Below are 15665 nucleotides of genomic sequence, written 5' to 3' on the forward strand. Positions count from 1 at the left end.
TTGGGATAAAAAATAATTTAAAAATTATCTATATGAAAAAGATATTTATATTATCATTGTTTAGTATCTTGTTATTTAGTGGTTGCAATGATCTGGATATTGCCCCTAAAAATCTCATTACTGATAAGGACTTAATAGGAAGTGAATCGGGAATGGATATTTATATGGCACGAATGTACAGTAATATGCCTTTTGAGGATTTCAAATATATGGCAAAATGGGGATTTGATTTCAACTCCTGGTTAGGTGCGTTCGGTATTGAAGGCACAGGTGAAGCTGTTGGCAGAGATGACGTCTGCAAAACTTTCACTGGTGAAGACACTCAATATTGGGGAAAATCGTTTCCTTTGTTGCGCGATGCCAACTTTCTAATTGAAAACCTGCCAAAATACGAAGGCAATTTTGCCGGTACTACTTATAATCACTATATGGGTGAAGCTTATTTTGTTAGGGCTTTTGTGTTTTACACGATGGCAAAGCGCTATGGTGGCGTGCCCCTGGTTACAAAAGTAATACAATATCCGGCTGACGAAAGTACACTGGAAGTTCCTCGTTCATCAGAGGAAGCAACATGGGACCAAGTGTTATCAGACTTTGACACAGCCATTTCATTATTGAGTAACAAACCGTTAAAAGATGGCTATTCAAGTAAATACATCGCATTAGCATTCAAATCCGAAGCGATGCTATATGCAGGGTCCGTTGCTAAATATAATGAGAAAGTTCAGGGACGTCTTACAGGACTAGGACGCAAAACCGGTGTGCGTGTCATCGGATTTGATGAGAGTCGATGGGAAAATGCATCCAAGAAATATTTCACAGAAGCTTATAAATCAGCACGTGAAGTGATGATAAATGGTGGTTACGATCTTTATAAGAAAAAATGGGCGGCAAACGATAAAGAAGCTCAATATCAGAATATGGTAGATATGTTTAGCGACCTGACTAGTCCTGAAAATATATATGTAAGAAAATACATCTACCCTACCATCACACACGGATATGACGCTTACAGTGCTCCATTAATTTTCCGTGCTCCACTGTCATCAGAAACGTGCCCGACTCTTGATTTTGTAGAATTGTTTGATGGCTTCGATCATTATGCCGACGGAACAATGAAAGTGACTGATGGTGCTTCCAACACCGATGGCAACTATCTGATGTTTGACACACCGATGGACTTCTTTAAAAATGCGGAACCTCGCTTACGTGCTTATGTAATCTTCCCCGGTGACATGTTTAAAGGTAGAGAAATTGAAATCAGAGCGGGAATATATACCGGAAATACCCCTATCAAGCCTTTTTTCAATGATTACTCTTTTGCCAATGCTGATACTCACTACCAAGACTTAAATGCATATACCAGTAATCCCAAGACACTATATCTCAGTCCTAAGATGGAAAATCAGGAAGTAGTAAAATATAACGGCAAAGATATGACGGCAGGCGGAGAAAATGGTCCGTTCTATGACCAGGGAGAAGCTGCATTGACCGGATTCTATGGACGTAAATGGTTAAATCCTGATCCATCGTTCGCGGCAGGCGAAGGAAAATCAGCTCAGCCTTTTATATTGATGCGTTATGCCGAAGTTCTACTCAATGCAGCTGAAGCAGCCATAGAATTATCTATGGCCGGAGTAACCTCTCCCGACGGAGAAGATCTTCTCCAACTGGCAACTAAAGCGGTAAATGATATCCGTGAACGTGCAGGAGCTACTCTGTTGACGAGTAAACTCACAGCTACAGACGGAGGACGTGACATCGTACGAAAAGAACGTCGTAAAGAATTAGCCTTTGAACATAAGACTAAATGGGATTTGCGCCGTTGGCGTGTACAGCATTACGAAAACAGAGAGGGATTCTGGGGTGAAACAAGAGATAAAGGTAAGTTTAGCAATAATTCCCAATACCGTTTCCGTGGACTATATCCTTTCTTCTCAACCCAAGCTGGTAAGTATTTCTTTGACGCTCGTTTTCAGTGGGCTTCAAACAGAACGGCCAGCTACAGTACTATCGACTACTACTTCGGGATACCGGGTGACCAAGTGACTAAGAGTCCGGTGATTGATCAGCAGCCTAATCGATAAAAAGATAAGTGATATAAAAAACTAATTAAGAAACATAGAATATGAAAAAGATAACATTTTGTACTTTATTGTGTGCACTGGTTACTTTCGGTTCCTGCGATATGTTCAAAGTTGATAATTACGACGAACCGGGAGAGACACTGCAAGGTGAAGTGATCGACGTAGCTACAGGAGAAAGAATACTTACCGACCAAGGTAGTGAAGGTATTCGCGTACGCTTGACCGAACTTAGTTGGGGAGATAACGTTCAGCACAACCCTGATTTTTATTGTATGCCCGATGGCACATTCCAGAATACAAAATTATTCAAAGGTACATACAACATCCGTATTGATGGTCCATTCATACCCTTAGTACGGGAAGATGAATATGGAGTGCCTTTAGCAGATGAAACGATAGAGAAAGAAATATCAGGCGTAACAAAAGTCCGTTTTGAAGTAGAACCTTTCTTGAAAATAGTATTCGTAGGAGAGCCGACAATCAGCAATGGCAAAATAACAGCCAAAGTCAAAGTAACGAGAGGGGTCAGCAAGGAAATTTTCAAAGAAAAGATAGAACCTCTAGGGAAATACAACGACAACTTCGTGAATATGACTGATATACAACTATTTGTAAGTTATTCTTCAACTGTGGGATATAGAGCAAGAGACGATCGCTGGTCTAACAAGATAGAGTACACTGGAACAGACTTTGAACCTCTTTTTGGAACAGAAGTTACCATTAAATCCAATGGTACAATACCGTCAGGCCGGACAGTATTTATACGAGCAGCTGCCCGTATAAACTATGAAACGGAAAGTACCCGTCGATGGAACTACAGTGAACCAATGGAAGTATTGATTCCGTAATTATTGGCGTAGCATTTAGATTAAAACAATCCTATTTTGAAAAGAGGTTATCTTCTTATCCTTACGGGGATAACCTCTTTCATAAATTTCAAGTAAAAAAAACAGTTATGAATAAAAATAAAACAATAATCGTTTTCAGTTGGATGTTGATGGCTATGTTATTCGGGTGTTCCGACTCTGATGCCAATGACAACAACAATTCTGATGATCAAGGATTCACATACAACGATGTAATTACAGCTTACGACTCATTTAATGAGTACTTATTCCAAGATTCCCGCAAAGTCTATCGCAGAGATGCAGGAAGCGGGAGCGCTGAAATTGCTGTGGGTTGGACACAAGCCACGATGTTTGATATGATAATGAATGCCTACAAACTCACAGGTGATAATAAATATATGGATCTGATGAAAAAACACTTCGAAGGATGTTCTAATGAGTTCACATTCGATTGGTATGATTACTCCCACTGGGATTTGTATGACGATATGATGTGGTGGGTCGGTTCATTGGCACGTGCATACTTGTTGACTAAAGATAATAAATACCTAAAAATATCAGAAGATGGTTTCTATAGAGTATGGAATGGAAAACCGATGGCTGATGGAGGAGATCCACTAGATAAAGGTTCGTTCGACCCGAATAGCGGTGGTATGTACTGGGACTGGAAATACGGTCGTACAGGAAAAATGGCATGTATTAATTATCCGACCATCATAGCTGCAATGGAGCTATACAAGGCTACAAACAATTCCGAGTATCTGACAAAAGCAAAAACCGTTTACAAATGGGCTTCGGAAAATTTATTCAATCCGGTAACAGGCGCGGTGGCAGACTCTAAACATGATGGAAATGCTGATGCTGCTTGGACAATGCTTATTTATAACCAAGCTACATGTATGGGTGCTGCAGCAATGCTTTATCTTGAGACAAAGGACCAAACTTATCTGGATCATGCAAAAGCTGCGATGGATTATATTGTAGCAAAGAAGTCAACAGCCAACAAAGTTTTAAGACCGGAAGGTAATCCATCTCAAGAAGAATTAGGAGACGAAATGGGTATTTACAATGCCATTTTAGCCCAATACATACCTATCCTGATTAATGATTGTGGACAAACCCAATACACCGAATACATAGAACGCAGTATCAATCTGGGCTGGAAAAACCGCGATAAGGAACGTAATCTGACTAATAAATTCCTCGAAAAAGTTCCATTATCAACAATGCCCCTGTCTGCTTATACAGCTTCTGGTATTCCCGCTCTGATGCTGACTTTTCCGAATGTAAAAGACCGGAAATAAAAAAGCACTGATTATAAATCCCTGCATAAAGGGAAATCAATAGGTTCATTATAATAATCATTTGTGCCTTTGTTGAGTGTTTCATTGAAAGGTACAAATGATTTTCTAGTTTGAAGCAAAGGAAGTCGTTAGGGGAAATTATTCTCCAATACCCTTTTATTAATCCTATATTTTTATTGCAGAAAAGCGTTTTGGTCTGTATTTGTTCTTTATTGAATAAATATTATTGTTTTTTTTCAGCTATTTCTGCAATCTTTGTAACAGGAAAAATACTATAAACTTATAAACTATCATGAAAGGCAAAATTCTTTTGGCTCTGACGCTGCTAATGGGAGCATCAACTACTATATGGGCAGTCGGCAATTTAGGAAAAGCAAACCAGAAGAAGCACGCATATACTAACGAAGATGTATGGGCAGCTTACGAAGGATTTAACAATACCCTACTAGACTCTAATAAATATATTTATAAAACAAATTCCTCCTATCCAAGCGCCGTTGACCGCGGTAATGGAGCGGCGGCTATTTGGTGTCAGCCTATTTATTGGGACATGGCGATGAATGCCTATAAACTGGCAAAGGCACAGAAAGACAAAAAAAAGACTCGTGAGTATAAAACTCTTTGCGAGAAAATTTTCGCAGGAAACAAAGCACAATATTGCCAGTTTGATTTTGATGATAACAACGAAAACACCGGCTGGTTCATCTACGATGACATCATGTGGTGGACTATCAGTCTGGCGCGCGCATACGAGCTTCTTGGAGTGGATGAATACCTGAAACTCTCGGAGGCCAGTTTCAAACGTGTGTGGTATGGCTCGGAAAAGGTGGGTGATACCGGTTCGTATGACAAAGAAAACGGAGGTATGTTCTGGCAATGGCAACCCATTCGGAATCCGAAACCGAATAAATTCGGTGATGGAAAGATGGCATGTATCAACTTCCCGACAGTGGTAGCGGCATTGACGCTCTACAATAATGTGCCTGAAAATAGAAAAGAATCGACCGACAAACGTCCGTCTTATCAGACGAAGGCTCAATATCTTGCCAAAGGCAAAGAAATCTACGAATGGGGAGTGGAAAATCTGCTGGATAAAGAAACGGGAAAGATAGCTGATAGCCGTCATGGAAATGGCAATCCCGCGTGGAAGTCACATGTCTACAATCAGGCAACCTTTATCGGTGCATCCATACTGCTTTATAAGGCGACCGGAGAGAAACGTTATCTGGACAATGCAATTTTGGCAGCAGACTATACAGTGAAAGATATGTCTGCGGAACATAAAGTGCTACCTTTCGAAGGTGGTATTGAACAGGGTATCTATACTGCTATCTTTGCAGAATACATGGCATGGTTAGTATATGATTGCGGACAAACCCAATATCTTCCGTTCCTGAAACGTACCATCAAAACAGGTTGGGCAAACAGAGATGAGACGCGGAATGTGTGTGGAGGCGAATATCATAAGAAGTTGCCGGCAGGTGCGGAAATCGACAGTTATTCAGCTTCCGGTATACCGGCATTGATGCTTTTATTTCCGGCTAAGAAGTAAATAGAAAACGACACAGAACCACGTGAAAATGAATAATAAACAACTACTGATTGTATTCAGCCTTTTATTAACCGGTAATAATGTTTCCTTTGCTCAAACGACTAACGGCAAGGAAGCAAAAACAACTTTTCAAACAGCCGAACCCTGGAAACCGGAAACAGATGTGCGTGCCGATGCCACGATGGTATATGGTACACTCGATAAAAAAGGTGTTTCTTTTGAACAACGTGTCCAGTCGTGGAGAGACAAGGGATATCAGACACAATTTATGACCGGAGTGGCATGGGGAGACTATAAAGACTATTTTCTCGGCAAATGGGATGGAATAGACGGTCACCTGAAAGAAGGTCAACGGGATCGTAACGGAAACGAGATAGCCCACGGACACTTGATACCCTACATTGTGCCTACCGAAAGTTTTATCCGTTATATGCAGGAAACGCAGATAAAGCGGGTGATTGATGCCGGAATTACTTCTATCTATCTGGAGGAACCTGAATTCTGGATGCGTGGCGGATATAGCGAAGCCTTCAAGTCAGAATGGCAGAAATATTATAATTTCCCCTGGAGACCTCAACATGAATCTCCCGAGAACACCTATCTTTCCAATAAGTTGAAATATCACCTCTACTATTATGCACTGGATAAGATATTTACTTATGCCAAAGAATACGGTAAATCGAAAGGGCTGGATGTGAAATGTTATGTGCCTACTCATTCTTTGATTAACTACACTTCCTGGCAAATTGTAAGCCCGGAAGCCAGTCTGGCTTCATTGGATTGTGTAGACGGCTACATAGCACAGGTATGGACGGGTACTGCCCGTGAACCGAACTTCTATAACGGTGTAAAGAAAGAGCGTGTATTTGAGAATGCCTTTCTCGAATATGGCTGCATGAAATCCATGACCGATCCTTTGAATCGCAAAATGTATTTCCTGACCGATCCGATTGAAGACCGTGCCAAAGACTGGCTGGATTATAAGATAAATTATCAGGCCACTTTTGCCGCACAGCTAATGTACCCGATGGTAGATACTTATGAAGTGATGCCATGGCCGGACCGTATTTATCAGGGATTATACCGGATAGCCGGAACCGATCAGAAAGAACGCATTCCACGCTCATACTCCACGCAAATGCAGGTGATGATTAATACATTGAATGACATTCGCACCTCTGACAAGCAGATCAACGGTACGCACGGCATTGGGGTATTAATGGCAAATTCGTTGATGTTCCAGCGTTTTCCGGATCATAACGGATATGACGATCCGCAATTCTCCAGCTTCTATGGCCAAACTTTGCCATTATTAAAAAGAGGAATCCCGGTGGAACTGGTACACATGGAGAATACTCCGTTCCAAGAAACTTTCAAAGGACTTCAGGTACTCGTAATGTCCTACTCGAACATGAAACCGATGAAGCCGGAATACCATAACTATCTGGCAGACTGGGTTAAAAAGGGAGGTACACTGGTGTATTGCGGAGAAGATGTCGATCCCTATCAAACCGTTTTGGAATGGTGGAATACAGAAGGAAACGCCTACAAAGCCCCTTCGGAACATTTGTTTGAGACAATGGGCTTGTCCCGCACTCCCGGCGATGGAACATATCGTTCTGGCAAAGGTACCGTGATTGTCATGCGCGAAGACCCGAAGCATTTTGTATTGAAGAATGGGAACGACCGCAAATACTTTGAAACGATTGCATCCGCTTATCTGGACAAAACAGGTAAAAAGATAGAAATCAAAAATAATTTTGTGGTGGAACGGGGACCTTATACAATCGCGGCAGTAATGGATGAAAGTTCCTCTAAAGAGCCTTTGAAACTGTCGGGACTGTATATCGATTTATTCGACAAAGACCTGCCGATACTGACCATGAAACAGATTAATCCCGGCGAACAAGGATATTTGTATGACTTGAGTAAAGTGTCCGGTAAGGTGAAAGCGAAGGTGCTTTGCGGAGCTTCTCGCGTTTACGATGAGAAAGTCGGGAAGCAGAGCTACTCATTTGTAGCTAAGAGTCCGTTACATACGACGAATGTATCCAGAATCCTCTTGCCGCGCAAGCCCGGGAAAGTTCTGGTAAACGGGAAGACGGAACAGCCGCAATGGGATGAATCTTCAAAAACTCTTTTATTGAGTTTCGAGAACGATCCTGCCGGAGTGAATGTATCCATAGAATGGTAAAATAGATTAAATAAAACAGGTGATTTAAATTATGAAACAACAACTGATGATGCTGTTGCTGGGAACAGCTTCTGTACTTTGTAGCTGTGAGACCCAGATAGAGCAGCACGAGAAAAATGAATTACGTGCTCCGGCATACCCGCTGGTGACGATTGACCCTTACACTAGTGCTTGGTCTACTACTGACAATCTGTATGATGGCTCCGTAAAACATTGGACAGGTAAGGATTTCCCTTTGCTTGGAGTGGCGAAAGTAGACGGACAAACTTACCGTTTCATGGGAACGGAAGAACTGGAACTACGTCCTTTGGTAAAGACATCCGAACAAGGTAGCTGGATAGGAAAGTATACCACTCAACAGCCTGCTGACGGATGGCAGAATGCCGGATTTAATGATAAAGCATGGAAAGAAGGAGAAGCTGCTTTCGGAACCATGGAGAATGAACATACAGCCAAGACCCAATGGGGTGAAGAATTTATCTGGGTACGCCGGGTAGCTGATATTCAGGAAGACTTGACAGGAAAGAATGTATATCTGGAATTCTCTCACGACGATGATGCTATCATCTATATCAACGGCATCAAAGTGGTAGATACTGGTAATGCTTGTAAAAAGAACGAGAGAGTGAAACTGCCCGAAGAAGTGGTAGCTTCTTTGAAACCGGGTGAGAATCTGATTGCTGGCTATTGCCGTAACCGTGTAGGAAACGGATTACTGGATTTCGGATTATTGGTAGAACTGGACGGTTACCGTTCTTTCCATCAAACAGCACAACAAATATCTGTAGACGTACAGCCTATGCAGACTTATTATACCTTTACTTGCGGTCCGGTAGATTTGAAACTGACATTTACCGCTCCTATGTTTATGGATAATCTGGATTTGCTGTCACGTCCGGTCAATTATATTTCTTATGAAGTAGCTTCCAATGACGGCAAGAAACATCAGGTTGAATTGTATTTCGAAGTATCTCCGCAATGGGCAATCGACCAACCTCACCAGGAATCTGTAGCCGACAGCTTTACTGACGGTGACTTGTTATTCCTTCGTACCGGAAGCCGTAATCAGGAAATCCTGAAGAAGAAAGGTGATGATGTACGTATCGATTGGGGACATTTCTATCTGGCTGCTGAAAAAGAAAACAGCACATCTGCAATCGGTGACGGCAGAGAACTGCGTAAAAACTTTGTAGCAAATAAACTGGAAGCTCCTACCACGAATGGTTATGATAAATTGGCTTTGGTACGCTCATTAGGCGAAACACAAAAAGCGGATGGTCATCTATTGATCGGATACGATGATATTTATTCTATCCAATACTTTGGCGATAACCTGCGTCCTTACTGGAACCGTCAGGGCAATGAAACGATTGTATCCCAATTCCGGAAAGCAGAGAAAGAATATAAGACACAGATGAAGAACTGTGCCGCTTTCGACAAGAAAATGATGGAAGAAGCGATTGCAGCCGGTGGACGTAAATATGCCGAACTTTGTGCATTGGCTTATCGTCAGGCATTGGCTGCTCATAAATTGGTAGAAGCTCCGAACGGTGACCTGGTATTCCTTTCTAAAGAAAACTTCAGTAATGGTTCTATCGGAACAGTCGACCTGACTTATCCGGGAGCTCCGCTGCTTTTGTACTATAACCCGGAACTGGTGAAAGCTACCATGAACCATATTTTCTATTATAGCGAAAGCGGAAAATGGGAGAAACCGTTTGCGGCACATGATGTAGGTACTTATCCATTAGCTAACGGCCAGACTTATGGCGGTGATATGCCGGTAGAAGAATCGGGTAATATGGTAGTGTTGGCTGCTGCTATTGCAAAGGTGGAAGGCAATGCAGAATATGCACAGAAACATTGGGAAACACTGACTACTTGGACGGATTATCTGGCAGAGCACGGACTTGATCCGGCCAACCAACTTTGTACCGATGACTTTGCAGGTCACTTCGCACACAATGCCAACCTTTCTATCAAAGCGATCATGGGTGTTGCTTCATATGGCTATCTGGCAGATATGCTGGGCAAGAAAGAAGTAGCCGAGAAATACACACAGAAAGCAAAAGATATGGCTGCCGAATGGGTGAAAATGGCGGATGATGGCGACCACTACCGTCTGACATTTGACAAACCGGGAACATGGAGCCAGAAGTATAACTTAGTGTGGGATAAACTGTTGAATCTGCAAATCTTCCCTAAAAATGTTGCAGAAACGGAAATAGCTTACTATCTTTCGAAGCAAAATAAATATGGTCTTCCATTGGATAACCGTGAAACATACACCAAAACCGACTGGATCATGTGGACAGCTACATTGGCTGACGACAAAGCTACCTTTGAGAAATTTATTGAACCGGTATATCTGTTTATGAACGTGACACCTAACCGTGTTCCGATGTCCGACTGGGTATTTACAGATGAACCGAATCAGAGAGGCTTCCAGGCACGTTCCGTTGTAGGTGGATATTTTATCAAGATGCTTGAAGGAAAACTGATTAAATAAAACAAGAATACCATGAAGAAACTAGCTCTATTCGCTTTTACGTTACTTAGTGCATGGAGTATGACTGCAAAAACAATTACCGGCCCAGTGGACTATGTTAGTCCGCTGGTTGGTACGCAGTCGAAGCACGCACTATCTACCGGAAATACTTACCCCGCCATTGCGTTACCCTGGGGAATGAACTTTTGGGTTCCGCAGACTGGTAAAATGGGCGATGGATGGGCCTATACGTATGACGCTGACAAGATCAGGGGATTCAAACAAACCCATCAGCCAAGTCCCTGGATCAATGATTACGGTCAATTTGCTATCATGCCGGTCACCGGTGAAGCAGTATTCAATCAGGACCAGCGTGCCAGTTGGTTCTCTCACAAAGCTGAAACGGCTACCCCTTATTACTATAAGGTATATCTTGCCGACCATGATGTAGTGACGGAGATTGCTCCGACAGAGAGAGCCGCCGCTTTCCGTTTCACTTTCCCCGAAAACGACCACTCTTATGTAGTGGTAGACGCCTTCGATAAAGGCTCGTTTGTAAAAGTGATCCCTTCGGAGAACAAGATTATCGGCTATACTACTAAAAACAGCGGTGGTGTTCCTGCCAACTTTAAAAACTACTTTGTATTGGTATTCGATAAACCGTTTACTTATACAGCTGCCGTAGCCAGTGGTGTGATTGACACCAACAAACTGGAAGTGACAGACAATCATGCCGGTGCACTGATCGGTTTCAAAACCCGCAAGGGCGAACAGGTAAATGTGCGTGTAGCTTCTTCTTTCATCAGCCCCGAACAGGCTGAACTGAACCTGAAAGAGCTGGGTACGGACAACATTGAACAGATTGCAGCGAAAGGCCGCAAGGTATGGAACGACGTTCTGGGACGTATCGAAGTGAAAGACGATGATATCGACCATTTGCGTACATTCTACTCCTGCTTGTATCGTTCGGTATTGTTCCCCAGAAGCTTCTATGAAATAGATGCCAAAGGAGACGTTATGCACTACAGCCCTTATAACGGTGAAGTACTTCCGGGCTATATGTTTACCGACACCGGTTTCTGGGATACATTCCGTTGTCTTTTCCCATTCCTCAACCTGATGTATCCATCCATGAATACGAAGATGCAGGAAGGATTGGTGAACACCTACAAGGAAAGCGGATTCCTGCCGGAATGGGCGAGCCCCGGTCATAGAGGTTGTATGGTTGGAAACAACTCTGCTTCCATAGTTGCCGACGCTTACCTGAAAGGATTGAAAGGATACGATATTGAGACGTTGTGGGAAGCCGTGAAACACGGAGCGAATGCTGTGCATCCGAAAGTGGGTTCTACCGGACGCCTGGGATATGAATATTATAACAAGTTGGGCTACGTACCTTATAATGTAGGTATTAACGAGAATGCAGCCCGCACACTGGAGTATGCTTATGATGACTGGTGTATCTACCAACTCGGCAAAGCCTTGAAGAAACCGAAAAAAGAGATTGAAATCTTCGCAAAGAGAGCGATGAACTATAAGAATCTGTATGACCCCGAACACAAACTGATGCGTGGCAAGAATGAAGACGGCACCTTCCAGTCTCCGTTCAACCCGTTGAAATGGGGAGATGCTTTCACGGAAGGTAATAGCTGGCATTACACCTGGTCTGTATTCCACGATCCTCAAGGTCTGATCGACCTGATGGGTGGTAAAGATGGCTTCAACCAGATGATGGACTCTGTATTTATTCTGCCTCCGATATTCGATGAGAGCTATTACAGAGCCGTTATCCATGAAATCCGTGAAATGCAGATTATGAATATGGGCAACTATGCACATGGCAACCAACCGATCCAGCACATGCTTTATATGTACAACTATTCCGGTCAACCCTGGAAAGCGCAGCACTGGATTCGTGAAGTAATGGATAAACTCTATACTCCTGCTCCCGACGGTTATTGCGGTGATGAGGACAACGGCCAGACTTCTGCCTGGTATGTATTCTCGGCAATGGGATTCTATCCGGTATGCCCCGGTACAGATGAGTATGTCTTGGGTACTCCTTACTTCAAAGAGATGAAACTGCATCTGGAAAACGGAAAGACAGTAACCATTTCCGCCCCGAATAACGGAGATGACAAGCGCTACATTTCATCAATGACGCTGAACGGCAAGGAACACACCAAAAACTACCTGACCCATCAGGACCTGATGAATGGTGCCACCATTTCTTTCAAGATGGATGCCAAACCCAATCAGCAACGTGGTACGAAAGAAAGCGATTTCCCTTACTCTTTCTCTAATGAATTCAAAAAGAAGAAGTAATCATGAAAAAACAAATCAAATATATCAGTGCAGGTATGCTGGCGGGTATGCTTCTCTGCGGTGGCCAGCTACAAGCCTCCAACCGTATGATGGAAATGCATGTATGTCTGGCAGATGCCATTCAGAAAGATAACCGTCCTGAGATATCCAACCGCCTGTTCCGTTCGAATGCAGTGGAAAAGGAGATTCTCCGTGTACAGAAGCTTCTGAAGAATGAGAAGCTGGCATGGATGTTTGCCAACTGTTTCCCGAATACCCTGGATACTACCGTACATTTCCGTAAGGGAAGTGATGGCAAACCGGATACATTCGTATATACGGGGGATATTCATGCCATGTGGCTGCGCGACTCCGGTGCACAGGTATGGCCTTATGTGCAACTGGCTAATTCGGACCCCGAACTGAAAGAAATGCTGGCAGGAGTGATCCTCCGCCAGTTTAAATGTATCAATATCGACCCGTATGCAAATGCGTTTAATGACGGTGCCATTCCTAACGGTCACTGGATGAGCGACCTTACGGATATGAAACCGGAATTGCACGAACGTAAATGGGAAATCGACTCCCTGTGTTATCCGTTGCGTCTGGCTTATCACTACTGGAAGACTACCGGAGATGCAAGCATATTCAACGAAGAATGGATTCAGGCAATCGCTAACGTACTAAAAACCTTCAAGGAACAGCAACGTAAAGAAGGAGTAGGCCCTTATAAATTCCAGCGTAAAACAGAACGTGCACTGGATACTGTGAGCAATGACGGCCTTGGAGCACCGGTGAAACCTGTCGGTTTGATTGTTTCCAGCTTCCGTCCTTCGGACGATGCCACCACTCTTCAATTCCTGGTTCCTTCCAATTTCTTTGCAGTGTCTTCTTTGCGTAAGGCTGCCGAGATTCTGGAGAAAGTAAATAAGAAAACAGCCTTGTCTAAAGAATGTAAAGACCTGGCGCAGGAAGTAGAAACAGCTTTGAAGAAATACGCGGTATATAATCATCCTAAATATGGTAAAATCTATGCCTTCGAGGTAGATGGCTTTGGAAATCATTACCTGATGGACGATGCTAACGTGCCGAGCCTGCTTGCAATGCCTTATCTGGGCGATGTGAATGTGAACGATCCGATTTATCAGAACACCCGTCGCTTTGTATGGAGCGAAGACAATCCTTACTTCTTTAAAGGCAAGGCAGGTGAAGGAATCGGCGGACCGCACATCGGTTATGACATGGTATGGCCGATGAGTATTATGATGAAAGCCTTTACCAGTCAGAATGATGCCGAAATCAAGACCTGTATCAAGATGCTGATGGATACGGATGCCGGCACAGGCTTTATGCACGAATCTTTCCATAAGGATAATCCGAAGAAATTTACCCGTGCATGGTTCGCTTGGCAGAATACTCTTTTCGGTGAGCTGATTTTGAAGTTGATTAATGAAGGAAAGGTAGATTTATTGAATAGTATACAATAATATGCTGACATACTAAATTAGACGTGGATAACGCGGATGATGCGGCTCTTTCTCTGATGTAAAATGAGAAAAAACGCGTTATCCGCGTCGTCTGCATCTGAAAATGAATATCTAAAAACAAGTTGTATCATGAAAAATTTATGTGTATGGGCCGTTGCCGCCCTTTTAATGGCATCTTGTACGCCGAAAGCCGAAAAGACTACGGATTCCGGTTTATTGCAGAGTAATTTCCAGACGGAAGTGGATGGAAAGAAAACCGATTTGTTTACTTTGCGCAACAAGAACAACATGGAAGTTTGTATCACGAACTTTGGTGGACGTATTGTTTCAGTGATGGTCCCCGATAAAGACGGACAGATGCGCGATGTCGTGCTCGGTTTCGATTCTATTCAGGATTATATCAGTAAACCGTCGGATTTCGGTGCAACTATCGGACGTTATGCCAACCGTATCAATCAGGGTAAATTTACATTGGACGGTGTGGAATATCAGCTTCCTCGTAACAATTATGGCCATTGCCTGCACGGTGGTCCGCAAGGCTTCCAGTATCGTGTGTTTGATGCTGTTCAACCCAATCCGCAGGAACTGCAACTGACCTATTTGGCAGAAGACGGTGAAGAAGGTTTTCCTGGAAATATCACTTGTAAAGTGGTAATGAAACTCACAGATGATAACGCTATCGACATTCAATACGAGGCAGAAACAGACAAGCCGACTATTGTGAATATGACCAATCACTCTTATTTCAACCTGGAGGGAGACGCAGGCAATAACGCCGGTCATCTGTTGACAGTTGATGCGGATTATTACACTCCGGTGGACAGCACCTTTATGACTACGGGTGAAATTGTTACAGTAGAAGGTACTCCAATGGACTTCCGTACTCCGACTCCGGTAGGCGAGCGTATCAATGACTATGATTTCGTACAACTGAAAAACGGCAACGGCTACGACCACAACTGGGTATTGAATACAAAAGGTGACGTAACTCGTAAATGCGCTTCTCTGAAATCACCGAAGACAGGTATCGTACTCGATGTTTATACCAACGAACCGGGTATTCAGGTATATGCCGGAAACTTCCTCGATGGCTCACTGACAGGAAAGAAAGGTATCACTTACAACCAACGTGCTTCCGTATGTCTTGAAACACAGAAATATCCGGATACACCGAACAAACCCGAATGGCCGTCGGCTGTACTTCGTCCGGGTGAGAAATATACAAGTCAATGTATTTTTAAATTCTCTGTAGATAAGTAGGCAATAAAACAGGCTCCTGCTTTTGAAGAACGGATTGTCTGATTAGGGATTATCCGTTCTGTGTTTCGAATGTCATGTACTGGCATCCCATTAAGGTTCGTTGGATGATGAGGAGTTTCTGGAATCAGTAGAATAGACGAT

9 protein-coding genes are annotated in these 15665 nt (G+C 43.1%); all 9 read left to right on the top strand.

Annotated features, from left to right (window positions below; translation table 11 throughout):
• Positions 1-32 precede the first annotated feature (32 nt).
• The 9 genes from NXV01_RS06500 to NXV01_RS06540 all read left to right on the top strand — a co-directional run bounded on the left by NXV01_RS06500 (position 33) and on the right by NXV01_RS06540 (position 15524).
• On the top strand, positions 33-2087 hold the full coding sequence (locus tag NXV01_RS06500; protein ID WP_259022013.1) for a RagB/SusD family nutrient uptake outer membrane protein: 2055 nt from the start codon (positions 33-35) through the stop codon (positions 2085-2087).
• Between the two features lie 41 nt (positions 2088-2128).
• A complete protein-coding gene (locus NXV01_RS06505) occupies positions 2129-2935 on the top strand; it encodes a DUF3823 domain-containing protein (RefSeq protein WP_259022015.1) in 807 nt (268 codons plus the stop codon).
• Between the two features lie 107 nt (positions 2936-3042).
• Complete coding sequence (locus NXV01_RS06510; protein WP_259022017.1) at positions 3043-4239, top strand: glycoside hydrolase family 76 protein; 1197 nt, start codon at positions 3043-3045, stop codon at positions 4237-4239.
• Positions 4240-4531: 292 nt separating this feature from the next.
• Complete coding sequence (locus tag NXV01_RS06515) at positions 4532-5791, top strand: glycoside hydrolase family 76 protein (protein WP_259022018.1); 1260 nt, start codon at positions 4532-4534, stop codon at positions 5789-5791.
• 28 nt (positions 5792-5819) lie between these two features.
• Positions 5820-7985, top strand: coding sequence for a hypothetical protein (locus tag NXV01_RS06520; protein ID WP_259022019.1), 2166 nt, complete (start codon positions 5820-5822; stop codon positions 7983-7985).
• Positions 7986-8016: 31 nt separating this feature from the next.
• Positions 8017-10494 carry a glutaminase domain-containing protein gene (locus NXV01_RS06525; protein WP_217723538.1) on the top strand — a complete coding sequence of 826 codons (2478 nt, stop codon included), beginning with the start codon at positions 8017-8019 and terminating at the stop codon, positions 10492-10494.
• Positions 10495-10506: 12 nt separating this feature from the next.
• Positions 10507-12798, top strand: a complete 2292-nt coding sequence (locus tag NXV01_RS06530) for a GH92 family glycosyl hydrolase (protein WP_259022020.1) — start codon at positions 10507-10509, stop codon at positions 12796-12798.
• Between the two features lie 47 nt (positions 12799-12845).
• Complete coding sequence (locus tag NXV01_RS06535; RefSeq protein WP_259023438.1) at positions 12846-14264, top strand: glycoside hydrolase family 125 protein; 1419 nt, start codon at positions 12846-12848, stop codon at positions 14262-14264.
• 129 nt (positions 14265-14393) lie between these two features.
• Entirely contained in the window at positions 14394-15524 is a 1131-nt protein-coding gene (locus NXV01_RS06540; RefSeq protein ID WP_008998073.1) for an aldose epimerase family protein, read from the top strand.
• The last annotated feature ends 141 nt before the right edge of the window (positions 15525-15665 follow it).

This window comes from Bacteroides sp. BFG-606, from assembly GCF_024788145.1.
Classification (GTDB): Bacteria; Bacteroidota; Bacteroidia; order Bacteroidales; family Bacteroidaceae; genus Bacteroides; species Bacteroides vicugnae.

Coding starts and splice junctions, on each gene's coding strand:
- NXV01_RS06505 (WP_259022015.1), top strand. CDS start 2,129: ATGAAAAAGATAACATTTTGTACTTTATTGTGTGCACTGGTTACTTTC.
- NXV01_RS06535 (WP_259023438.1), top strand. CDS start 12,846: ATGCTTCTCTGCGGTGGCCAGCTACAAGCCTCCAACCGTATGATGGAA.
- NXV01_RS06510 (WP_259022017.1), top strand. CDS start 3,043: ATGAATAAAAATAAAACAATAATCGTTTTCAGTTGGATGTTGATGGCT.
- NXV01_RS06500 (WP_259022013.1), top strand. CDS start 33: ATGAAAAAGATATTTATATTATCATTGTTTAGTATCTTGTTATTTAGT.
- NXV01_RS06530 (WP_259022020.1), top strand. CDS start 10,507: ATGAAGAAACTAGCTCTATTCGCTTTTACGTTACTTAGTGCATGGAGT.
- NXV01_RS06540 (WP_008998073.1), top strand. CDS start 14,394: ATGAAAAATTTATGTGTATGGGCCGTTGCCGCCCTTTTAATGGCATCT.
- NXV01_RS06515 (WP_259022018.1), top strand. CDS start 4,532: ATGAAAGGCAAAATTCTTTTGGCTCTGACGCTGCTAATGGGAGCATCA.
- NXV01_RS06520 (WP_259022019.1), top strand. CDS start 5,820: ATGAATAATAAACAACTACTGATTGTATTCAGCCTTTTATTAACCGGT.
- NXV01_RS06525 (WP_217723538.1), top strand. CDS start 8,017: ATGAAACAACAACTGATGATGCTGTTGCTGGGAACAGCTTCTGTACTT.